The 20740-nt window shown below is 71.9% G+C and carries 22 protein-coding genes and 1 pseudogene; 15 read left to right on the top strand and 8 right to left on the bottom strand.

The features are described from left to right. The first annotated feature begins 238 nt into the window (after positions 1-238). Entirely contained in the window at positions 239-1171 is a 933-nt protein-coding gene (locus V6U90_RS04840) for an SCO2521 family protein (protein ID WP_334431330.1), read from the top strand. A gap of 13 nt (positions 1172-1184) precedes the next feature. Here the strand turns inward: V6U90_RS04840 and V6U90_RS04835 are convergent, their stop codons facing one another. Continuing rightward, positions 1185-1742, bottom strand: coding sequence for a helix-turn-helix domain-containing protein (locus V6U90_RS04835; RefSeq protein ID WP_334431329.1), 558 nt, complete (start codon positions 1740-1742; stop codon positions 1185-1187). A gap of 59 nt (positions 1743-1801) precedes the next feature. Between V6U90_RS04835 and V6U90_RS04830 the strand changes: the two genes are divergently transcribed. After that, on the top strand, positions 1802-3085 hold the full coding sequence (locus V6U90_RS04830; RefSeq protein WP_334431328.1) for a benzoate/H(+) symporter BenE family transporter: 1284 nt from the start codon (positions 1802-1804) through the stop codon (positions 3083-3085). A gap of 20 nt (positions 3086-3105) precedes the next feature. Here V6U90_RS04830 and V6U90_RS04825 read toward each other — a convergent pair whose 3' ends face one another. From V6U90_RS04825 to V6U90_RS04810, 4 genes are all read right to left on the bottom strand, one after another. Then, a complete protein-coding gene (locus V6U90_RS04825) occupies positions 3106-3480 on the bottom strand; it encodes a hypothetical protein (RefSeq protein ID WP_334431327.1) in 375 nt (124 codons plus the stop codon). Positions 3481-3509: 29 nt separating this feature from the next. Beyond that, positions 3510-3743, bottom strand: a complete 234-nt coding sequence (locus V6U90_RS04820; protein WP_334431326.1) for a hypothetical protein — start codon at positions 3741-3743, stop codon at positions 3510-3512. Between the two features lie 76 nt (positions 3744-3819). Then, positions 3820-4287 (bottom strand): large conductance mechanosensitive channel protein MscL, encoded by a 468-nt coding sequence (gene mscL, locus V6U90_RS04815; protein ID WP_334431325.1) that lies wholly within the window; start codon positions 4285-4287, stop codon positions 3820-3822. 39 nt (positions 4288-4326) lie between these two features. Further along, positions 4327-5010 (bottom strand): FadR/GntR family transcriptional regulator, encoded by a 684-nt coding sequence (locus tag V6U90_RS04810; protein WP_334431324.1) that lies wholly within the window; start codon positions 5008-5010, stop codon positions 4327-4329. 50 nt (positions 5011-5060) lie between these two features. On the opposite strand from V6U90_RS04810, the gene V6U90_RS04805 reads away from it, so the two are divergent. Continuing rightward, entirely contained in the window at positions 5061-6443 is a 1383-nt protein-coding gene (locus V6U90_RS04805; protein WP_334431323.1) for an MFS transporter, read from the top strand. 65 nt (positions 6444-6508) lie between these two features. Here V6U90_RS04805 and V6U90_RS04800 read toward each other — a convergent pair whose 3' ends face one another. Beyond that, positions 6509-6865: an STAS domain-containing protein gene (locus tag V6U90_RS04800; protein ID WP_334431322.1), complete on the bottom strand. Its 357-nt coding sequence runs from the start codon at positions 6863-6865 to the stop codon at positions 6509-6511. Positions 6866-7021: 156 nt separating this feature from the next. Between V6U90_RS04800 and V6U90_RS04795 the strand changes: the two genes are divergently transcribed. From V6U90_RS04795 to V6U90_RS04780, 4 genes and pseudogenes are all read left to right on the top strand, one after another. Next, positions 7022-7885: an STAS domain-containing protein gene (locus tag V6U90_RS04795; protein ID WP_334431321.1), complete on the top strand. Its 864-nt coding sequence runs from the start codon at positions 7022-7024 to the stop codon at positions 7883-7885. Beyond that, positions 7885-8088, top strand: a pseudogene (locus V6U90_RS04790) (STAS domain-containing protein); the annotation flags it as partial. The gene V6U90_RS04795 and the pseudogene V6U90_RS04790, both read left to right, overlap by 1 nt. Before the next feature lie 124 nt (positions 8089-8212). Continuing rightward, on the top strand, positions 8213-9538 hold the full coding sequence (locus V6U90_RS04785) for a sensor histidine kinase (RefSeq protein ID WP_334431536.1): 1326 nt from the start codon (positions 8213-8215) through the stop codon (positions 9536-9538). Between the two features lie 2 nt (positions 9539-9540). After that, positions 9541-11079 carry a SpoIIE family protein phosphatase gene (locus tag V6U90_RS04780; protein WP_334431320.1) on the top strand — a complete coding sequence of 513 codons (1539 nt, stop codon included), beginning with the start codon at positions 9541-9543 and terminating at the stop codon, positions 11077-11079. Positions 11080-11157: 78 nt separating this feature from the next. Here V6U90_RS04780 and V6U90_RS04775 read toward each other — a convergent pair whose 3' ends face one another. Then, positions 11158-12036 carry a hypothetical protein gene (locus tag V6U90_RS04775; RefSeq protein WP_334431319.1) on the bottom strand — a complete coding sequence of 293 codons (879 nt, stop codon included), beginning with the start codon at positions 12034-12036 and terminating at the stop codon, positions 11158-11160. 360 nt (positions 12037-12396) lie between these two features. Between V6U90_RS04775 and V6U90_RS04770 the strand changes: the two genes are divergently transcribed. Then, positions 12397-12978 (top strand): TIGR03086 family metal-binding protein, encoded by a 582-nt coding sequence (locus V6U90_RS04770; protein WP_334431318.1) that lies wholly within the window; start codon positions 12397-12399, stop codon positions 12976-12978. A gap of 50 nt (positions 12979-13028) precedes the next feature. On the opposite strand, the gene V6U90_RS04765 is transcribed toward V6U90_RS04770, so the two are convergent. Further along, positions 13029-13304 (bottom strand): hypothetical protein, encoded by a 276-nt coding sequence (locus tag V6U90_RS04765; RefSeq protein WP_334431317.1) that lies wholly within the window; start codon positions 13302-13304, stop codon positions 13029-13031. A 441-nt stretch (positions 13305-13745) separates the two neighbouring features. Here V6U90_RS04765 and V6U90_RS04760 point away from each other — a divergent pair, with 441 nt between their 5' ends. The 7 genes from V6U90_RS04760 to V6U90_RS04730 all read left to right on the top strand — a co-directional run bounded on the left by V6U90_RS04760 (position 13746) and on the right by V6U90_RS04730 (position 20547). Beyond that, entirely contained in the window at positions 13746-14513 is a 768-nt protein-coding gene (locus V6U90_RS04760) for a Scr1 family TA system antitoxin-like transcriptional regulator (protein ID WP_334431534.1), read from the top strand. Next, positions 14504-14695, top strand: a complete 192-nt coding sequence (locus V6U90_RS04755; RefSeq protein ID WP_334431316.1) for a DUF397 domain-containing protein — start codon at positions 14504-14506, stop codon at positions 14693-14695. Before V6U90_RS04760 ends, V6U90_RS04755 begins: the two co-directional genes overlap by 10 nt. A gap of 418 nt (positions 14696-15113) precedes the next feature. Further along, entirely contained in the window at positions 15114-15650 is a 537-nt protein-coding gene (locus tag V6U90_RS04750) for a PadR family transcriptional regulator (protein WP_334431315.1), read from the top strand. Then, positions 15647-16336 carry an ABC transporter ATP-binding protein gene (locus V6U90_RS04745; RefSeq protein WP_334431314.1) on the top strand — a complete coding sequence of 230 codons (690 nt, stop codon included), beginning with the start codon at positions 15647-15649 and terminating at the stop codon, positions 16334-16336. The genes V6U90_RS04750 and V6U90_RS04745 overlap by 4 nt, the downstream gene beginning before the upstream one ends. Further along, positions 16333-17886, top strand: a complete 1554-nt coding sequence (locus V6U90_RS04740) for an FtsX-like permease family protein (protein ID WP_334431313.1) — start codon at positions 16333-16335, stop codon at positions 17884-17886. The genes V6U90_RS04745 and V6U90_RS04740 overlap by 4 nt, the downstream gene beginning before the upstream one ends. Positions 17887-18019: 133 nt before the next feature. Continuing rightward, complete coding sequence (locus tag V6U90_RS04735) at positions 18020-18439, top strand: hypothetical protein (RefSeq protein WP_334431312.1); 420 nt, start codon at positions 18020-18022, stop codon at positions 18437-18439. Positions 18440-18441: 2 nt separating this feature from the next. Continuing rightward, positions 18442-20547, top strand: a complete 2106-nt coding sequence (locus V6U90_RS04730; RefSeq protein ID WP_334431311.1) for a bifunctional polysaccharide deacetylase/glycosyltransferase family 2 protein — start codon at positions 18442-18444, stop codon at positions 20545-20547. Positions 20548-20740: the final 193 nt, after the last annotated feature.

Below are 20740 nucleotides of genomic sequence, written 5' to 3'. Positions count from 1 at the left end.
GAAGCAAGAATTGTGGGCCCGATGATCAGCGCGGACATTTCGGCCACATCGGTTGCGGTGATTGCCGAATGGCCGGTCGGAATTCCGGCCAATTCCTGCCTCCCGGAGCGGTCCATCGACCCGGCGGCGCGCCCATTGCGCACGCGGACGATGATGGGATGCAATCAACCGGTGCGTGCGGCCACCTCGAATTGGGCGCCGCGACCGACGATGCCGATCACCGGGTTGCGGAGGTGCCATGCTGACCCTGGGCGAGGTCCACACCGGACTGCTGCAGAATTCGACCTCGCTCTCCCTGGAGCACACCACGCAACTGCTTGACCTGCTGGTGGGCGAGCGGGTCCGCCGGTCCGAGCGCCCGATCGCGTACGTCGTCTCGCCGGACCAGCTCACCGGGGTGGACTGCCTCCTGCCGACCGGATCGGGCAGCCGGACCCGGGGGGTCGGGACCGTGGTGTCCCATGCCACCGTGACCGGGGGGCACGTCCTGCAGGGCTCGACGTACACCCTGGTGGGCCGGGCCGAGGCGAACCGCCGGCTGCCCTGGTCGCACTACCTGTCCCGGCCGGGCCGGCTGGAGACGATCGGCAAGGTGGACGCCCGGGACGTGGTCCGCGGCTTCCTCACCACGGGCAGTCCGTCCCAGGTGCTCAACCTCGGCGCGATCTGCGCCCGGCTGATCGACGCGGTGCAGGAGTCGACCCGGTTGGACCGCCGCCCGCCGTTCCGTAGCCGGCGGACCCGGCTGCGCTGGGCGGTGCTCCCGTCGGACGATCCGGCGGCCGAGGCGCAGGGCACCTTCCGGGTGGAGTCCGAGACGCTGCGGACGCTGGAGCTGACCGTCGGGCATGACGACGTGGCGGCGGTCGTCGCCCTCTGCGAGGACCTGGCCCTGCACGACTGGTTGCTGACCACGCTGCTGGCACTGATGGAGGCGAGCCTGACCGCGCCCGGCACCCGGGCGCAGAAGGTGGAGCGGCTCCGGCCGGCGATCGACTGTCTGCTGCACCTCTGGATGCCGGCGGCCCGGCTGGACGAGTCGGTGCTGCCGGTCTGGCGCGCGTTGGAACGCCGGCCCGGCTTCACCCGGCAGTGGGAGTCGTCGGTCAACCGGATCCGCGATCAGGTGACGTTGAGCACCATCGCCCTGCTGGAGGCGTCGCTGAGCTGACCGTACGCCGCCGTCAACCGCGCGGGTAGCGGATCAGCAGGGTCGCCTGGACCTCCTCGGTGCCGATCGAGGCGTACCCGTGCGGGACGTCCGAGCGCCACGAGATGTGTTCCCCGGCGCCAGCCAGCAGCGGGGCGTCCAACGGCCCGGCCCGGAGCACCCCGGTGAACACCGTGACGTGTTCGGTGACTCCTGCCTGGTGGGCGGGGGAGGTCTGGGTCGCGCCCGGTGGGACCACCATCCGGTACAGCTCGTAGCTGGCTGCGGCCTCGGTGAAGACCTCCAGCAGAGTGGCGGCGACGGCCGTACCCCGGACCGTGGCAGCGCCGCCACCGGCTTCCGTGATGACGGCGGTCAGCGGTACGCCGAGCTGCGCGGTGACCGCCCAGAGCGTCTCCAGGGTGGGGTTGCGGGTACCGTTCTCCAACCCGGAGAGGGTGGCCTTGCCGACACCGGCCCGGCGGGCCAGCAGGGAGAGCGACAGGCTGCGTTCCTCGCGCAGCGCCCGGAGCCGGCGGCCGATCTCGACGGCACCGGGACCGGGCGAGACGGTTGGTGGGCGCGGTGACATACCGCTATGGTGCAGCATGGCATCGTTCCGTAAACGGAACGGTCGGGGGAGGAGACACCGTGGGACGGCTGCAACCGGTGCTGGCCGGCGTGGTGACCGCCCTGGTCGGCTTCGCCAGTTCGTTCGCGATCGTGCTGGCCGGCCTGCGGGCGGTCGGTGCCGACGGCACGCAGGCCGCCTCCGGGCTCTCCGCGCTCTGCGTCGCGATGGGGCTCAGCGCGATCTGGCTCGGACTGCGCCACCGGCTGCCGATCAGCATCGCCTGGTCGACCCCGGGCGCCGCGTTGCTGGTCAGCACCGGCCCGGTGCCCGGCGGCTGGCCGGCTGCGGTCGGCGCGTTCCTCGCCTGCGGACTGCTGATCCTGACCGCCGGGCTCTTCCCGCCGCTCAGCCGGGCGATCGCCGCGATCCCGAAACCGCTGGCCGGGGCGATGCTCGCCGGGGTCCTGCTGAACATCTGCATCGCGCCGGTCCGCGCACTGGTCGACGTACCCGCGCTGGCCGGACCGGTGATCGTGGCCTGGCTGCTGCTCCACCGCTTCGCCCGCCGCTGGGCGGTGCCCGGGGCGCTGCTCGCCGCAGTCGTGGCGATCGCGCTGACCGCCCCGCCCGGCGGGCTGGCCGGTACGACGTTCCGGCCCACGCTCGATCTCACCGCGCCGACCTGGAGCCTGCCCGCCATGATCGGCCTGGCGGTACCGCTCTTCCTGGTCACCATGGCCGCGCAGAACGTGCCCGGGATGGCGGTGCTGACCGGGTACGGCTACCGGGCGCCGTTCGGCTCGATCCTGCGCGCCACCGGAGTGGCGACCACGCTCGCGGCCCCGGTCGGTGCCCACGCGGTCAACCTGGCGGCGATCACCGCCGCGCTGGCCGCCGGCCCGGACGCCCACCCCCGGCCGGAGCGGCGCTGGATCGCGTCGGTGACCGCCGGTGCCGGTTACGTCCTGCTCGGCTGCGGGGCCACCGCCGTGGCCGGACTGGTCCTGCTCGCCCCGCCGGTACTGATCGAGGCAGTCGCCGGGCTGGCGCTGCTCGGTGCGCTGTCCGGCGCGGTCACCGCCGCCGTCGCGGAACCGGACGCCCGGGAGGCGGCCATTGTCACGCTGGTGGTGACCGCCTCGGGGGTCACCCTGCTCGGGGTCGGCGGCGCCTTCTGGGGGCTGCTGTCCGGCTGGCTGATGCTGCTGCTGTTCCGGCAGCGCCGCACGACGGACGAGCGGGCGGGTGCCGCCACCGGCAGGGCCGGCACCGATGACCACGACCCCGGCTCAGCCGGACCCGGTCCCGCTGGTGTCGAGCCGGTCGAGCTGCCCGTACCAGCGGAGCAGGCCCGCACCTGACCCCGCCCGCCGGGCCCGGGTCAGTCCTCCGGCGTCAGGTCGGCGGCGGCCACGTCCAGCCGGACCGTACCGTCGTCCACCCCGGCGATCTGGTCCGCCTGCACGTACACCGCGCCGGTCGGCGCGGTGCCGGTGGAGACCTTCAGATAACCGGTACGGAGCAGTCGGGCGGCCAGATCGGCGGGCACGTCCGGCTCCTCGGTGGCGGCGGAGGCGATCAGCTCGTCCAGGCTGCCACCCGGATCGGCGGTCGGCGCCTGCACGGTCACCGCGTTCGGGTCACCCCGCTGCACGAGGTCGACCGTGCCGACCTCGGCGCCGGTCACGTCGACCACCCGCATGCCGGTGGTGACCCGGGACAGGAGCGACTGCGGTGAGGTGCCCTGCTGCGTCATTCTTGCCCGGTTCCCCGGTGCACCGGCGGCTAAACGCCGGGCGGGCGGGGCGACAGCTCCCGCCAGTCGTCGGTGCCTTCGAGCAGCGCCCGGATCGTGTCGTACGCCGCCTCGGCGCTGTCGTACTCGTAGAAGCGGGAGACCCCCTCGGCGCCGCCGGCCCGCTGCTCGACGTGCCACCGGTCGGCGTCCACCCGGAGGTAGACGTCCCGCCGGGCCATCCGCCCCCACCTGCCGTTCCACCAGTGCGCCCGCTGCTCCATGGCCGGACTCTATCGAACACCTGTACGACGCCGGCCGCGTACCCACGGAACGGGTACGCGGCCGGCGGACGGCAGGTCACTGGCCCGACTGCGGCCGGTCCCGGTCGAGCAGGTCGTCCAGGGCGCCCCGCTGCTGTGCCGGTACCCGGCCGGCCACCACGAGCGCGTCCCGGATCTCGGTGAGCAGCTTGACCTCCTCGCTCGGGGCCGCCGGGGGTGGCTCCTCGCCGCGCTTACGCCGCTCGGCCAGCCTGTTCATCGGGTACACGACCAGGAAGTAGAGCGCGGCGGCGGTGAGCAGGAAGGTGATCAGCGCGTTGATGAAGGCCACCCAGTCGAACCCGATGCCCTTCACCATCAGCACGCTGCCTTCCAGCCCCTTTTTGCTGCCGGTGAGCAGCACGACGAAGACCCGGATCATCGGGTCCAGGAACGACTTGGTGAGCTGGGTGACCACGCCGGTGAACGCGGCACCGATGACGACACCGACCGCCAGGTCGACGACGTTCCCGCGCATGATGAAGTCTTTGAATCCCTTGAGCATCCGTACTCCTGAGGTGGCCGGTCAACGTACCGGGCAAACCTATGCCCCGGTCGGTGCCTCCAGAAAAGCCCCGGCCTCGTCGGCGGCCCGGTCCGGGTCGCCGGCCCGGATCGCAGCCACCAGCCGGCCGTGGTCGACGTACCGTTCCGGGGTCAGTTCGGGACCGATGGCGTGGGCGACGGTGTCCCGCAGCGCGCTGCCCACCGAGGCGTACAGCTCGGCCAGCATGGCGTTGTGCGCCGCGGCGACGATCGCGACGTGCAGGTCGGCGTCGGCCTCGACGAACGCCTCGGCTCGGCCGGAGCGCCAGGCGGCCTCCCGGGCGGCGAGCGACCGGTCGAGGGCGGCCAGGTCGTCCGGGGTACGCCGGAGCGCGGCGAGCCGGGCCGCCTCGACCTCGAACGCCCGGCGGACCTCGACCACCTCGCTCATCCGGGCGTCGGTGAGCCGCCGGCCGACCGCGCGGGCCAACTCGTCGGTGGAGATCACGTACGTCCCCGAGCCCTGACGGCACTCCAGCACCCCGGCGTGCACCAGGGCCTTGACCGCCTCGCGGACCGTGTTCCGCCCCACACCGAGGCTCTCCACGAGTTGCGGCTCGGTGGGGATCTTCGCGCCCAAGGGCCACTCCCCGCCGAGGATCCGGGCCCGGAGCTGCTCGATCGTCTGGCGGACCCGGGTCTGCCGGGGCTGGCCGGAGGAGGAATCAACCGACGGTGTCACTGGTTACATCACCAGGCCGAAATTCATCCCATGATTGTAGGGTCCGAGACATGACGCCGCCACCGACCGCCCTCACCGAGCCGCCCACCGTGGTGGGCCCCCGGCCGGCACCCGCCGGCCCGGCCCGGTCCGCCCCGGCGGCAACATCCCGGTCCACCACCGCAGTTCCCGGCCGGCCCGCCACGGCGGCGTCCCGGCCCGCCACCCCGCCGACCCGACCGGACACCCCGCCACCGGCAGCGGCGAAGCCGGCAACCGGCGGCGTGCTGGTGCTGGTCGGCATTCTCCTCGTCGCCCTCAACCTGCGTGCCGCGATCACCAGCCTCGGTGCCCTGCTCGACGAGGTACGTACCGGGCTGGGCCTCTCCGGGGCGATGGCCGGTGTGGTCACCACCCTGCCGACCGTCGCGTTCGCGGTGGTGGGCGCGTCCACCCCGTGGCTGGTCCGGCGCTTCTCGGCGGCCCGGCTGCTGGTGATCTCGATGGCGGTGCTCGCCGTCGGGCAGGTGCTGCGGATCACCACCGATGCGCCGGGCGTCTTCCTCGCCACCAGCGCGCTCGCGCTGGCCGGTATCGCGGTGGCGAACATCCTGCTGCCGATGCTGGTCAAGCAGTACTTCCCGCACCGGGCCGGGCTGGTCACCGGGGCGTACTCGATGACCCTGACGATGGGGGCGTCGGTGGCCGCCGCGTCGGCGGTGCCGGTGGCGCACGCGTTCGGCTCGTGGCGGGCCGGTCTCGGCGTCTGGGCGCTGCTCGCCGGGCTGGCCGTGCTCCCGTGGGTGCCGTTGGCGCTCCGGGCCCGTGCCGCCGCCCGGCGCGCCGGACCCTCCCCGGCCCCGGCGACCCGGCTCCGGATCCGGCCCGGCCGGACCCGACTCGGCTGGGCGATGGCGCTCTACTTCGGCGCCCAGTCGCTGAGCGGGTACGCGATCATGGGCTGGCTCGCCCAGCTCTTCCGGGACGCCGGCTACCAGCCGCAGACCGCCGGTCTGCTGCTCGCCGGGGTGACCGCGCTCGGGGTACCGATCGCGCTGCTGATGCCGACGGTGGCCACCCGGCTCCGGACGCTGCGCCCGGTGGTGCTGACCCTGTCGGCGTCGATGACCCTGGCGTACGTCGGACTGGCCGTCGCGCCGTACGACGCGGCCGTGCTCTGGGTGGTGCTGCTGGCCCTCGGTCAGGGCGCCTTCCCGCTGGTACTGGCCACCATCGGGCTGCGGGCCCGGACCGCCGAGGGAACGGTGGCGCTGTCCGCGTTTGCCCAGAGCGTCGGCTACGTCATCGCCGCGCTCGGGCCGCTGCTGGTCGGTGTGTTCTACGAGGCGACCGGCGGCTGGCCGGTGCCGATCGGCTTCCTGCTCGTCGCGCTGGCCGTGCAGACCGGGGCGGGGCTGGCCATCGCCCGGCCCCGGCACATCGAGGACGAGTAGTCACGAATACGGGCCCGGTCGGAAGGCGGCCGGGCCCGTATCGTCAGGCTGTCAGAAGTCAGAAGTCAGAAGGAGGCCCGGCTCGGGTCGCCGGCCACCGCCCCGTCCACCGTCGGATAGGTCTGGAGCACCTCGACCAGGCCGCTCACCTCAAGGATGCGCAGCACGCCCCGCTGGGGCGCGGCGAGCCGGACCAGGCCGCCGGCCTCGTCGCAGCTGTTCTTGGCCCGGACGAAGACGGACAGCCCGGTGGAGTCGCAGAACGACACGTCGGCCAGGTCGAACACGAGCTGGCTGCGCCCCTTGTCGAGCAGGTCGGTGATCTGGTCCTGGAGTTGGGGCGCGGTCGCCATGTCCAGCTCGCCCGCCACCGACACGACGACCATGTCACCGCGCTGTTCCGTGTGCACCGTCAAGGACATTCGCGACCTCCTGTTCCCTCGAACGGTACTCCACCGGCAGGCCGGTACGCAGAATGGGACGGCTCCGGTGGCCCGGGTCATTCCATTGCACCGTGACAAGTAGTTAGGGTCTACCCGGCGGTAGAGTCCGCCCGACCTGGCCCCAGGGAGGCAGCGATGGCGTTGAACGCCGCACAGGGCAGCCGTCTGGCCGGTCTGCTGGGTGACCATGCTGAGCAGATCATCAAACGGTGGGCCGACCTGGTCGCCGCCTCCCTGCGGGGCCGGCTCAGCCAGGCCGAACTCCAGTCGCAGGTGCAGGAGCTGCACCGGGCGCTGCTGGTCGCCGTGGAGGGCGAGGGCCGGGATCTGCACGCCGAGTCGGCGGGCGAACTGCGGGCCGTACTGTCCGAATTGTCCCGCAGCCGGGCGCGCCGGGGCTTCACCGCGACCGAGACCGCAGTCAGCGTCTTCGCCCTCAAGGACATCGTGCTGGAGACGATGTCGGCTGCCGGCGGCGGCGAGGAGAACCTGCGCGACTTCGTCGCCTACTCCGCGCTGATCGACCAGATGGGGCTGTTCACCTTCGAGAGCTACGCGAAGGCGCGCGAGGAGCTGATCGCCGACCAGGCCGAACAACTGCTCGAACTCTCCACCCCGGTGGTCAAGCTCTGGGAGGGCGTCGTGGCCGTGCCGCTGGTCGGCACGCTCGACTCGGCCCGCGCCCAGGTGGTGATGGAACGGCTGCTCCAGACCCTGGTCGACACCGGCTCGCCGTACGCGATCATCGACATCACCGGGGTGCCCGCCGTCGACACCCAGGTCGCCCAGCACATCCTGAAGACCGTGGTGGCCGCCCGGTTGATGGGGGCGGACTGCATCATCTCCGGCATCCGCCCGCAGATCGCCCAGACCATCGTGGCGCTGGGCATCGAGTTCGGTGACATCGCCACCAAGGCGAGCCTGGCCGACGCGCTGCGGCACGTCCTCAAGCTCACCGGGGTCGACGCGGCGCGCCGGAACGCCCGTCGGGAGTCCTGATGGAGCGGGTGCCGGTCCTGAAGATCGGCGACATCCTGCTGGTCTCCATCCAGGTGGACATGGAGGACCAGACCGCGCTGCAACTCCAGGAGGACCTGGCCGACCGGATCGTGGCCACCGGCTGCCACGGCGTCATCATCGACATCACCGCGCTGGACATCGTCGACTCGTTCGTCGGGCGGATGCTCTCCACCATCGCCGCCACCGTGCTGCGGGACGCCGGTGTACGGCGTGACGACGCGTGCGTACTGGTCGCCCGGGTACCCGGATGAACCGGGTGGCGGTGTCGTGGTGACCGGGCGCAATGGGCCGGTACCCCTGATGCAGATGACGTTGCGGGTCGAGCACGACATCTTCGTGGTCCGCCAGCGGGGCCGGGAGGTCGCCGCACTGCTCGGGATCGAGCACCAGGACCAGATCCGCATCGCCACCGCCCTCAGCGAGATGGGGCGGCATCTGCTGGCCACCGGGGGTGGGGCAGACGTGGTCTTCCTCGCCCACCCGGCGGCCGTGGAGCAGCCCGCCCTGCACATCGAGTTGACCTCGGTACGCCCGGTCGACGGAGGCGTACTGGCCCCGCAGCAGGCTGCGGTGGGGCGGTTGGTCGACATGCTCGACGTGACCGAATCTGATCGGGCTACGGTCGTACGGATGTCCCGACGCATTCCGTCGAGCGTGGCCCCGCTGACCTGGCAGGGGCTGGAGGAGGTACGGGCCCAGTTGGCAGAGAGCGAGCCGAGCACCGCGCTCGACGAGTTGGCCCTCCAGAACGAGCAGCTCATCGCCGCCCTCGACGAGGTACGCAGCCAGCGGGACGAACTGGCCCGGCTCAACGAGGAACTCCAGGAGACCAACCGGGGGGTGATGGCCCTCTACGGGCAGCTCTCCGAGGAACTGGAGGAGACCAACCGGGGGGTGGTGGCGCTCTACGCCGAGCTGGACGAGAAGTCGGCGCAGCTGCGGGCGGCGAGCGAGTCCAAGAGCCGCTTCCTGGCGAACGTCAGCCACGAACTCCGGGCCCCGGTGACCGCGATCATCGGGCTGGCCCGGCTGCTCGCCGACTCCGCGTCCGATCCGCTGACCGACGAGCAGTCCCGTCAGGTCGGGCTGATCCGGTCCTCGGCCGGTGACCTGCTCGCGCTGGTCAACCAACTGCTCGACCTGGCCAAGGCGGAGTCCGGTCGGATCGAGCCGAACTGGGTCGAGGTCGACCTGCGGGTGCTCTTCGGGCAGCTCCGGGGGACGTTGCGGGCGGTCGCCAGCCGACCCGAGGTGGACCTGGTGGTGGAGGATCCGCCGCAGCCCGCCCTCATCCGCTCGGACGAGGTGCTGCTCTCCCAGATCCTGCGTAACCTGCTGCACAACGGGCTCAAGTTCACCGAGCAGGGTGAGGTTCGGATGCGGGCGGAACAGGTGGGCGACCGGTGGCTGATCACGGTCACCGACACCGGCGTGGGCATCCCCGCAGAGCTGCACGAGCGGGTCTTCGAGGAGTTCTACCAGGCCCCGGGGCCGCGCCGGACCGTGGGCACCGGGCTCGGACTGCCGTACGCGCGGCGGTTGGCGACCCTGCTCGGCGGGACCCTGGAGCTGACCAGCGAGCCGGGCCGGGGGAGCACCCTCAGCGTGCACCTGCCCCGGGGCGGGGCCTGACGGTGGAGGGCGGTCCGGCGACCGTACTGGTGGTGGACGACAGCCCCACCAAGCGCTACCTGCTGGTCAACTGGCTGACCCGGGCCGGGTTCGGGGTGCTGGAGGCGGAGACCGGCGGTGACGCGCTGGCCCGGGTCGGCGTCGACCCGATCGACCTGGTGGTGCTCGACGTACGCCTGCCCGACCTGGACGGCTTCGAGGTCTGCGAGCGGATCAAGGCGGAGCACCCGGCCATGCCGGTGATCCACGTCTCCGCGCACGCGGTGGACGTCCGGGACCGGGCGCAGGGCCTGACCCGGGGCGCCGACGCCTACCTCGCCGAGCCGATCGAGCCCGAGGAACTGGTCGCCACCGCCCAGGCGGTGCTGCGCTACTACCGGGCGCGGCAGCGGGCGGAGCTGCTCGCCGAGCGGCTGGCCGGGCTCGCCGACACCACCCTCGCCATCAACTCGGCGCCGGACTTCAACCGGCTGCTGACCGCCGCCGCAGCCGGCGCGGCGAAGATCTTCCAGGGGCCGGCGGTGGTCGCGGCGGAGAGCTTCGACGGCGACTGTCTCGCCGCGGTGGCGACCGGCCCGGGGGCGGACGCCTGGCTCCAGCCGTGGTCCGTCGACGACCGTGACGTACCGATCGGCTCGACGCTGCACATCGGCTCGCCGGAGGACTGGCCCGCGCTCGAATGGCCCGCCGGACAGCAGTTCACCGTGGTCGCCGCCCGGCTGCGGGCGGACCGGGCACCGCTCTACATCGCGGTACCCAACGGGCAGCTCCTATCCGGTGCCCCCGTCCTGGTGCAGCTCGCCCAGGCGGTCGCCGCCGCCGTGGAGGCGCAACGGTCCTTCGACGAGGAGCACCGGATCGCGGTCACCCTGCAACGCAGCCTGCTGCCCCGGAAAATCCCCGATGTCGCCGGCTACGACCTGGCCGTGCGCTACGAGCCGGCCAGCGCGCAGACCGAGGTGGGTGGAGACTTCTACGAGCTGGTGATGCTCGACGGTCACCTGCTCGTGGCGATCGGGGACGTGGCCGGGCACTCGCTGCACGCCGCGACGGTGATGGCCGAGCTGCGGCACGCCGTCCGGGCGTACGCGGTGGAGGGGCACCAGCCGGGCGCGGTACTGGACCGGGTCGACGAGCTGATGCGTACCCTCCTCCCCGGTGAGCTGGCCACCATCTGCGTCATGCTGCTGCACCCGCCCACCGGGCGGATCCGGATGGCGAGCGCCGGTCACCTGCCGCCGCTGGTGGTGCGCGACGGCGGGGCGGAGTTCCTGCACCACCGGGCGCCGCTGCTCGGCGTACGCGCCGTCCGGCCGGCGGACCGGGAGTTCGTGCTGCCGCGCGGCGCGACGCTGGTGCTCTACACCGACGGACTGATCGAGCGGCGGGACGCCGACATCGACGCCGGCCTGGCCGCCCTGGCGGCCTGTGCGGCCGAGGTCGACCGGGACCTGGACCGGTTCTGCGAGCGGCTGCTGGTGAAACTCGCGCCCCCGCAGATCCACGACGACATCGCGGTGGTCGCCCTCCGCCGAAACTGACAGGTGTAAGGAAGGGCCCCCTATTATCGCTTTCGGTATAGGAAGGGCCCCTTCCTAACACTTCTGAACCGCAGCGGTTCAGTGCAACAGGTTGAGTCGGCCCAGCGCCACCGGCCGGGTGTCGACGCCGTACCAGGTGCTGGAGTTGCGGCTCCACCGGTGCGAGATGAGCGCCCCGGTGGCCCGGTCGGTCCGGACGAACATCCAGCCCATCCCGGCGCCGGTCGCCTCCTTCCAGATGTTGTCCGCCGGGTCCTGGTAGAACCGGGTGTCGGGGTACCCGAGCGGGTTGTCCGGATTGCCGTGCGCCGACGAGGTGCTGTCGATGACCCGGATCGCCCACTCCCGGTAGGCCGGATTCGCGTCGTTGAAGAGGTGGCTGCCGCTACCGACGATCGCCATGTGGCCGCTGTCCGTGCTGGGCGCGTCCACGTACTTGATCGCCATGATGTCGCCCGGCCGCAGGTTGAACGAGTAGCCGAAGTTCAGCGAGAAACCGAGGAAGTTCGGCAGGTCGTCGGTGCCCTGCCGGTCGGCCTCGAACCGATCGTGGAAGATCGCGCTGTTCGGGAAGGAGGTGCCGAACTCGGCGGTGAAGTAACTGGTCGTCGCCCAGGTGGGGAAGGCGTGCGTCAGCAGCCGCCGGACGAAGGTGGCGCACCGGGTCTCGTTGCGGTAGGTCGTCGGCTGGCCCGAGGTACCGAAGACGATGGTGGTCGGCGCACCGGTGGCCGAGTAGAAGTTGTAGGCGCTCTCCGCCGGCCAGCCGATCTGGTCCAGATTGGTGATCAGGTCGGTGGCCCGGTCGGCGAGCAGCGCGCCCGGGTCCGCGAGCACCGTCGGGCCGTCGGCCGCCGCCGATGGAGCTGCCGCAGCGGCCCGGCCGATCCCGAGCGGCGCCACGACTGCCGCCGCGCCGAACGCGGCCAGCAACGATCGTCTGGTGGTCCTGCCCATCACACACTCCCGTATTGCTCTGCGTGACACCACAGTGGTGTCACGGCACGCAGTATCGGCGGCCGGAAAACTGCGTCGCACCCGTTTTTCGACGTGTTCCCGGGCTCGGTGACACTGACGAAAATCTGTCACAGGACGTCCGCCGGAAAGCTCACTCCGATCGTCGGTGATGCTCATTGAGCAGGACAAACATTGGGTACGACCGCAGTGCGCAGAATTGATCGAGAGAAGTGGTCGGTTGCGTCGTCGAATGTGTCGGGTCGGAAAAGCGTCCGTTGTCCTGTCGTCATCCGGACCGACCGTGGCTGCTGGACGAGAGAGTGCCGCCGGTCACAGTTAGTTGCCGCCTAACCTGAGTCGATGACTACGAGGATCAGCGAACTGCTCGCCTCGGCCGCACCGCGTACCGTCGCGGTCGTCCGGGGGATCACCGACGACCAGTTGGACCTGTCCACCCCGTGCAGCGAGTTCGCGGTACGCGGGCTGCTCGGTCATCTCTTCGAGGTGGTCGTCAACTTCCAGGCGTTGGCCCGGAAGGAGCAGGTCGAGTGGGGTTTCGGCGCCGACCTGCTCGGCAGACCTGACTGGCGGGACCGGTTCGCGGTCGAAACCGACCGGGCGATCGAGGCCTGGTCCGACCCGTCGGCACTGGAGGGTGTGTCCCCGATGGGCATGCCCCAGCCGATGCTGGGCAGCCTGGTCGTCATGGATATGACCGTGCACGCCTGGGACCTGGCCCGGGCCACCGGGCAGCCGTTCGAGCCGGCTCCGGAGGTACTCTCCGAGCTGCACGACGTGGTGGTGAAGCTGGCGCCCACGGCACGTGAGCGCGGGGTCTTCGGCGCGGAGGTGCCGGTCCCGGCGGACGCCCCGGTGTTCGACCGGCTGCTCGGGCTCGCCGGCCGCGACCCCGGCTGGGCGCCGCCTAGCGCGGCTGAGTAGCTGCCGGCGGAGCGACCTGACCGGTCACCGCCACGGCTCACCGCCACGGCTCACCGCCACCGGGAGGGGCGCGGCCGGCGGGTCAGGTCGATCCAGCCCAGATGCCGGCGGTACAGCGCGTCCACATCAAAGCGCGCACCCCTGGTCGACAGTTCGGTGACCGTGGCGGTGAACCAGCCGGCCAGGTGGGTGGCCAAATCGGCGGGACGCCCGTAGAACTCAGCAACGTAGTCGAGCTGCGCCGGGAAGCACGGCCACGGCGCGGCGCAGATCCGGCAGTCGTCCCCCGGTACGTCCGGTGCGTGGACCGTCGAGGTGGCGCTCATCGCGCGGGTTGCCGGTGGTCGGCCGTGGTCGGCACCGGGCCCCGGTCGGGGCACGGCCAGGACCAGCCGCAGATGCAGCGGCGCCAGAGCCGGCGCCAGTCGCGGCGGTGCCGTGGGGCGAGCGGTACGGAGTCGCGTCCCCGGTTCATGACGGTTCCGGTTCGGAGTGTGGTTTCGGCTGCGGGGACGGCTCGGGCCGTGGGGTCGGCTGTGGGGTCGGTCGTGGAGCCGGTCGTGGGCGGGCCGGAGCCGGTCGTGGAGCCGGTCGTGGGCGGGCCGGAGCCGGTTCGACATCCCCTGAGTACATGTGTGGTTCTCCTGTTCGGCGGGTCGACCGCCGATTCCGGCGGTCAGCCAATAGCCTTCCGGCAGTTGCCGACCGAACACACAGCGTTACTGGTTGGGGGTTGGATGTTCAGGATGTCCGGCGGGAATGCAGGCATGAACCGGGCCGTGCAGGCGGCGATGGTGGAGGCGGGTCAGACGGCGGAGAGCCTCGCCGAGCAGGTCGGGGTCGACCCGAAGACGGCGGCCCGGTGGGCGCGTGAGGGACGTATCCCGCAGACCCGGCACCGGGCGCAGGTTGCCCAGCTTCTGGGCAAGGATGTCCTGGATCTGTGGCCGGACATCCTCCGGCGCCGGGAACCGGCGTGGTTCCGACCGTGGGCCGACCTGGAACGGGAGGCGGTCGCGCTGCGCTGGTACGAACTCGCGTGGGTGCCGGGCCTGTTCCAGACCGAGGCGTACGCCCGGGCGACACTCGTGGACGAGGCGCTGACCAGGGCCGAGGTCGACGATCTGGTCAAGGCGCGGCTCAGCCGGCAGGCGATCCTCCGGCGCGACCGCCCGCCGTTGCTGGTCGCGGTGATCGACGAATCCGTGCTGCACCGGACGGTGCACGGCGACCGCCGGATGATGCGCGAGCAGTGCGAGTATCTGGCGGAATGTGCGGTGCTGCCGTCGGTGCAGATCCACGTGGTGCCGGCCTCGGTCGGCATGTACCCGGGACTCGGTGGGCCGATCATCCTTGCGGAACTGCCCGACGGTGGCCGGGTCGCGCATGTGGACAGCCAGGTGCAGGCGCATATCACCGAGAAGACAGTCGATATTGCTAGTCTGGATCGGCGGTGGGCCCGGATCTGCGGAGAGGCCCTGCCACGATCGCAGTCTCTGGATCTCATCAGGAAGGCGGTGGCCTCATGGAGTTGACCGGCGCGCGGTGGCGCAAGAGCACCCGGAGCGGCAACAACGGCGGCGCATGTGTCGAGGTCGCCGACAACCTGCCCGGTGTGGTGGGCGTCCGGGACAGCAAGGATCCGGCTGGTCCGGTGCTGGTCTTCGCCCCGGCCGCGTGGCGCGCGTTCCTCGGCCGGATGCCCGGCCGAGCCTGACCTTCTGATCTCCGAGCAGCGCCCGTCCCCGTAGTCGGGGGCGGCTCTGGTGTCGCCCGCTGATCGACAGCCGCAGCGGACCTCCGCAGCAGACCTCCGACTCGCCGCCTTTCGAGCTGCACCGTCTGCGCTAGCACACGAGGGTCGACTATCCAACTGGGATGACACCGGCCCCCTGGGCTCCGCCCTGATCGGCCTCGACCGCCCTGTTGATCCACTCGTTTTCCTGGTACTCGCGGTGTCAGCGCCGGCCCGATGGCCCGATTTCCTGGAACCTGAAGTGGATCGAGGGATCGGGTGGCCGAGGAGTCCCCAGCCGGGGACGACAACCTAGCTAGGTAACGGGGCGAACAGTTCCGGCTGTGCCGCGTACCGGGGGCGCTTGACACTGCTATTCACTCAATGAATAGTGGGGTCCGTGTCCAGTTCCTACGTACTGCTCGGCCTGTTGGCGGTCGGCGCGATGCACGGCTACGACCTGAAACGCGCCTACGACAACCGGCTTCCCCAGGCCAAGCCACTCGGTTACGGCCAGGTCTACGCCACCCTCGGCCGGTTGACCCGGGACGGCCTGGTGGCCCCGGCCGGGCAGGACCGCGACGCCGGACCCGACCGGACGTCGTACTCGATCACCCCGGCCGGCCGGGCGGCGCTCGACGACTGGCTGGCCACCGTGGAGCCGCCCGCCCCGCACGTGGCCAGCACCCTGCTCAACAAGGTGATGGTGGCGCTGCTGGTGGCCGACATTGACCGCGCCCGGCGGTACCTGACCGCCCAGCGCCGGGCGCACACCGACCGGCTGCGCGAACTGACCGCGCTGAAGATCGCCCCGGGCGCCCGGCTCGACGACGTGATCGCCGCCGACTACGCGATCGCCCATCTCGACGCGGACCTGCGGTGGTTGCAGACCACCCTGGACCGGGTCGCCGACTGGCACCGGGAGGTACGGGGATGACCCAGCTAGCGGCCCGGGGCACGGTCAAGTCGTACGGCGCCACCCAGGCGCTCCAGGGAGTCACCCTCGACGTGGCCGAGGGCGAAATCGTGGCGGTGACCGGGCCCAGCGGGTGCGGCAAGTCCACCCTGCTGCACTGCCTCGCCGGGATCCTGCGCCCCGACGCGGGTGAGATCGGCTACCGAGGCCAGCGGATCGACACCTGGTCCGAGGCAGCCCGGTCCAGGCTGCGGCGTACCGAGTTCGGGGTGCTCTTCCAGTTCGGCCAACTGGTGGCCGAGTTGACCGCAGCGGAGAACGTCGCGCTGCCGCTGCTACTCGCCGGCACGGGGCGGCGGGCAGCGCGGACGGCGGCGTTGTCCTGGCTCGACCGGCTCGGCGTGGCCGACCTGGCCGACACCCGACCCGGGGAGATGTCCGGTGGCCAGCAGCAACGTTGTGCCACCGCGCGGGCACTGGTCACCGAGCCCCGGGTCCTCTTCGCCGACGAACCCACCGGCGCGCTCGACACGCTCACCGGCGAGCAGGTCCTCGGCCACCTGGTCCGGGTCGCCCGCGAGCAGCGGACCACCGTCGTGCTGGTCACCCACGACGCACGGGTCGCCGGGTACGCCGACCGGGAGATCGCCATGCGGGACGGACTGATCGACCACAGTGGCCTCGGTCTGGTGGGTGGTCCGGGGTGAAGCTGTCGACCACCATTCGGCTGGCCCTGGCCGGTACCCGGACCGACGTGCTCCGGGTACTGCTCACCGGGTTCAGCGCAGCCCTGGCCACCCTCGCCGTCCTGGCTGCGCTGACCGTACTGGCCATCCCGAAGGTACCGGGCGACCCGCACGCCGAGTCGGTGCAGTACGCCAACGACCTGCTCCGGGAGCCGGGACTGCGGCCCGGGGTGGCGTTCACGCTGCTCCTGCTCACCCTCCCGGTGCTGGTACTGGCCGGTCAGTGTGCCCGGCTCGGTGCCCCGGCCAGGGACCGCCGGTTGGCCGCCTTCCGGCTGGCCGGGGCCACCCCGGGACAGGCGATCCGGATCGCGGCCACCGAGACCGGGGTCGCCGCCCTGCTCGGTACGCTGCTCGGCCTCGCGGTCCACCTGCTCAGTCGGCGGGTGCTCGGTACGCCCGACGAGAACGGTCTGCTCGCCCTGCCCACCGACGTCCTGCCCCCGGTCGCCGCGCTGGTCGCCGTGGTGCTGGGGCTGCCGCTGCTCGCCGCCCTGGTCACCGGGCTTCTGCTCGGCCGGGTGGTGTTCACCCCGTTCGGGGTGGTCCGGCAGGCCGGCCGGGACCGCGCGCCCCGACCCTGGCCAGGGCTGCTCATCGGGCTCGGGGTGGCCGCGTTCGTCGCCGTCGAACCGCTCAGCCGCTGGTACGCCGGTCAGGACCGGGCCATGCCGGTCTGGCTGCTGCCGGCGCTGTTCCTCGGCGGTGGACTGCTCGCCATGCTCGGCGTGGTGCTCGGCACCGGCTGGCTGTCGTACACCGCCGGTCGGATGCTGCACCGGGTGGGCCGGGGGCCCGCCGCGCTGCTCGCCGCCCGCCGGTTGCTGGCCGACCCGTGGACCGGCAGCCGGACCTTCGCCGCCCTGCTGGCCTGCCTGGTCTTCGGTGCCGGGGCGGCCGACATCCGGGCCTGGTTCGTCGCCGACCAGCAGCTCCGGATCGAGAGCCAACTCCGCAGCGACCGGCTGTCCGGCCGGCCGACCCGGCCGGAGCACCTGGTACCGAACGACTTCTACGTCCACACGATGGACCTCGTCCACACCGCCATCGTGGTGGCCCTGATCATCGCGGCGGGCGGGATGCTGATCTCGGTCGCCGAGGGCGTCGTGGCCCGGCGGCGGGCGTACGCCGCACTGGTCGCCACCGGGGTTCCCCGGTCGGTACTCGGTCGGGCGGTCGCCTGGCAGTCCCTCGCACCGGTGGCCCCGGCGATCCTGCTGGCGCTCACCGCCGGCACGGCGCTGACCCGGAGCATCACCGGTGAGGTGCGCCACGGCGGCGGGCAGATTCGGGTGTGCAACGCCTCGGCAGCGCTCTGCGCCGATCCGACCACCCGCGAGCGGTACACCCAGATCATCGCCGAACCGGTCGTCACCCGGGCGGTCCCGGTACCGTTCGACGACCTCGCCGGATACGGTGCCGGCGCCCTGTGCGCCGTGCTGGTGACGGTCGGTATCGGGTTGCTCCTGCTGCGTTCCAGTACCGACCTGGCTGAACTCCGCGCCTCCTGAGCAGGTGAACCGCAGATCCGCTACCCGATGTAACGCCGGGCCGTCCCGGAACGCTGTTGGCGCGGAGGGTCAGCACGACCCCCCGTCCGCTGGCGACGCGCCGTGGGCGGCCGTACATCGGGAGAAGGAACGGATGCAAGGCCAACCGGAGGCACCACCGGTCTTCGTCGACGGCAGCGGACGACGTCGTCGGTTGAGCATGCTCGCGGGCACCAGCATCGGGGTCGGACTGCTCGCCAGTCTCGGGCTCATCCTCGCCGGGCTCTTCACCGGCTCGTCGGTACCCCTGCCAGGCTGGCCGGAGTCGAAGCCGGCACGGCCCATCGAAGCCGGCGTGGACGAGCTCGGTGCCTCACCCGGCGCGGTACAGCCGACGCCCGACCCGGCAACCCCCTCCGACGCGACACCGAGCCGTACACCGTCCGCCCCGGCCACCCGGCCCGGCGCCGCGCCCACCGCGCAGCCCAACCGGTCCGCGGTCCCCGGGCAGGGCGACACCCGCCGCAACGAGCCGGCGGGCAAGCCGAGCAGGTCCCCCGGCAAACCGAGGTGACGATGGCCCGGCACGTCAACCGCCCCGAACCCCGGGCCCACTGGTTCCTGCTCGTCCTCGGCCTGGTGGTACTCCTCGCGGCGCTCTCCTTCAACGGGTTCACCACCGGCATGGCCGGCGGTTCCGGGACGGCCGACCCGTCCGCACCGCCCGGCCCGGAGGCGGTCACCAGCGGTGGGCCGGTGCTCCGGCTGGACGGCCCGGAGCCGGTCAGCCGCTCGATGCCGGACCGGACCATCGCGCTCACCTTCGACGACGGCCCGGACCCGGAGTGGACCCCCCGGGTGCTCGACGCCCTGCGCCGGCACCGGGCACACGCCACGTTCTTCGTGGTCGGCGCCCGGGTCAACGACCATCCCGAACTGGTCCGCCGCATCCTCGACGAGGGACACGAGATCGGCTCGCACACCTTCACCCACGCCGACCTGGCGGCGGTGCCGCAGTGGCGGCGGGACCTGGAACTCTCGCTCACCCGCAAAGCGATCGCCGGAGCCATCGGCCAGGAGGCGACCCTCTACCGCCCGCCGTTCTCGTCCAACCCCGGAGCGGTCACCGCACCCCAGTACGAGGCGCTGCGGGCCGCCGCCGAGGCCGGGCACCTGGCCGTGCTCGCCGACCGGGACACCAAGGACTGGCAACGTCCCGGTACCGCCGCCATCATCGCCGCAGCCACGCCGAACCGGGGCCGGGGCGCGATCGTGCTGATGCATGACGGCGGTGGCGACCGGAGCCAGACCGTGGCGGCCCTCGACCGGCTGCTGCCCACGCTGACCGGGCAGGGCTACCGGTTCCGTACCGTGTCCGAGGCGCTGGAGCGGACCGACGCGGCCGTACCGGCCACCGCCCGCAACCGGCTCAGCGGGCACGCGCTGCGCTGGGCGCAGACCGGCGCCGGCTGGCTCGCCGGTGCGATGAACGCCCTGCTCACCATCGCGCTGCTGCTCGGCGTGGCCCGGCTCGCGGTGCAGGTGGTCTGCGCGCAGATCCACGTCCGGCGGGTACGCCGGCCCCGGCGCGGCCGACCCGAGGTGCTCGCCCCGGTCTCGGTGATCGTGCCGGCCTACAACGAGTCGGCGAACATCTCCGCCACCGTCCGCTCGCTGATCGACAGCGCGTATCCGGCGCTGGAGGTGATCGTGGTCGACGACGGGTCATCCGACGGCACCGCCGACATCGTCGAGCGGATGGGCCTGCGCGGCGTACGGGTCATCCGCCAGGCCAACGCCGGCAAGCCGGCCGCGTTGAACACCGGTATCCGGGCCGCCCGGGCCAACCTGCTGGTCCTCGTCGACGGGGACACCGTCTTCCAACCGGACACCATCCACCGGCTGGTGCAGGGCTTCGCCGACCCGGGCGTGGGCGCGATCTCCGGCAACACCAAGGTCGCCAACCGGCGCCGACTGCTCGGCCGCTGGCAGCACCTGGAGTACGTCATCGGCTTCAACCTGGACCGGCGGATGTACGACGTGCTCGGCTGCATGCCGACCATCCCCGGGGCGATCGGCGCGTTCCGCCGGGAGGTTCTGCTCGACGTCGGCGGCGTCCCCTCGGACACCCTCGCCGAGGACACCGACCTGACCATGAAGGTGCTCCGGGCCGGCTGGCGGGTGGTGTACGAGGAGAAGGCCATCGCCTGGACCGAGGCACCGTCGTCGCTGCGGCAACTGTGGCGGCAGCGGTACCGCTGGTGCTACGGCACGATGCAGGCGATGTGGAAGCACCGGCACTCGCCACGCGAGTCGGGCTCCGGCGGCAAACTCGGCCGGCGTGGCCTGCCGTACCTGACGGTCTTCCAGGTGGTCCTGCCGCTGACCGCACCGGCCGTCGACGTCTTCGCCCTCTACGGCCTGATCTTCCTGCCCTGGTCGACGCTGCTGCTCGCCTGGGTCGGCCTGCTCGCCCTCCAGGGGCTGACCGCGGCGTACGCCCTCTGGCTGGACGGGGAACGGTACGGCCCGCTCTGGAGTCTGCCCCTCCAGCAACTCGTCTACCGGCAGGTGATGTACCTGGTGGTGGTGCAGTCGGTGGTCACCGTGCTGCTCGGCAACCGGCTGCGCTGGCAGCGGATGGCGCGTACCGGCGAGGCCGCAGCCCTCGTCCGAATGTAAGGAAGGGCTGTAAGGAAGGGCCCCTTCTTATCGCTTTCGGTATAGGAAGGGGCCCTTCTTAACACGTCAGCCGAGAACCACTGCTCAGCCGAGGAGGCGCCGGACGGTACCGAGCCGGACGACTGTTCGTCCTTCCGGACCGGACGCTCGTACGCTCCGACGAGCGGCAGCCGGCAGCCGGCAGCCGGATGAA

Origin of the sequence: Micromonospora sp. CPCC 206060, from assembly GCF_036906895.1 — a bacterium.
GTDB lineage: Bacteria > Actinomycetota > Actinomycetes > Mycobacteriales > Micromonosporaceae > Micromonospora.
This window is presented reverse-complemented; position numbering and strand designations above follow the sequence as displayed.

What these genes read in the sequence shown, in the direction of transcription:
- V6U90_RS04735 (WP_334431312.1), top strand. Translation starts at nt 18,020, where the DNA reads ATGCAAGGCCAACCGGAGGCACCACCGGTCTTCGTCGACGGCAGCGGA.
- V6U90_RS04730 (WP_334431311.1), top strand. Translation starts at nt 18,442, where the DNA reads ATGGCCCGGCACGTCAACCGCCCCGAACCCCGGGCCCACTGGTTCCTG.
- V6U90_RS04765 (WP_334431317.1), bottom strand. Translation starts at nt 13,304, where the DNA reads ATGAGCGCCACCTCGACGGTCCACGCACCGGACGTACCGGGGGACGAC.
- V6U90_RS04840 (WP_334431330.1), top strand. Translation starts at nt 239, where the DNA reads ATGCTGACCCTGGGCGAGGTCCACACCGGACTGCTGCAGAATTCGACC.
- V6U90_RS04760 (WP_334431534.1), top strand. Translation starts at nt 13,746, where the DNA reads ATGAACCGGGCCGTGCAGGCGGCGATGGTGGAGGCGGGTCAGACGGCG.
- V6U90_RS04795 (WP_334431321.1), top strand. Translation starts at nt 7,022, where the DNA reads ATGGCGTTGAACGCCGCACAGGGCAGCCGTCTGGCCGGTCTGCTGGGT.
- V6U90_RS04835 (WP_334431329.1), bottom strand. Translation starts at nt 1,742, where the DNA reads ATGTCACCGCGCCCACCAACCGTCTCGCCCGGTCCCGGTGCCGTCGAG.
- V6U90_RS04755 (WP_334431316.1), top strand. Translation starts at nt 14,504, where the DNA reads ATGGAGTTGACCGGCGCGCGGTGGCGCAAGAGCACCCGGAGCGGCAAC.
- V6U90_RS04785 (WP_334431536.1), top strand. Translation starts at nt 8,213, where the DNA reads ATGACGTTGCGGGTCGAGCACGACATCTTCGTGGTCCGCCAGCGGGGC.
- V6U90_RS04805 (WP_334431323.1), top strand. Translation starts at nt 5,061, where the DNA reads ATGACGCCGCCACCGACCGCCCTCACCGAGCCGCCCACCGTGGTGGGC.
- V6U90_RS04745 (WP_334431314.1), top strand. Translation starts at nt 15,647, where the DNA reads ATGACCCAGCTAGCGGCCCGGGGCACGGTCAAGTCGTACGGCGCCACC.
- V6U90_RS04825 (WP_334431327.1), bottom strand. Translation starts at nt 3,480, where the DNA reads ATGACGCAGCAGGGCACCTCACCGCAGTCGCTCCTGTCCCGGGTCACC.
- mscL (WP_334431325.1), bottom strand. Translation starts at nt 4,287, where the DNA reads ATGCTCAAGGGATTCAAAGACTTCATCATGCGCGGGAACGTCGTCGAC.
- V6U90_RS04820 (WP_334431326.1), bottom strand. Translation starts at nt 3,743, where the DNA reads ATGGAGCAGCGGGCGCACTGGTGGAACGGCAGGTGGGGGCGGATGGCC.
- V6U90_RS04775 (WP_334431319.1), bottom strand. Translation starts at nt 12,036, where the DNA reads ATGGGCAGGACCACCAGACGATCGTTGCTGGCCGCGTTCGGCGCGGCG.
- V6U90_RS04800 (WP_334431322.1), bottom strand. Translation starts at nt 6,865, where the DNA reads ATGTCCTTGACGGTGCACACGGAACAGCGCGGTGACATGGTCGTCGTG.
- V6U90_RS04770 (WP_334431318.1), top strand. Translation starts at nt 12,397, where the DNA reads ATGACTACGAGGATCAGCGAACTGCTCGCCTCGGCCGCACCGCGTACC.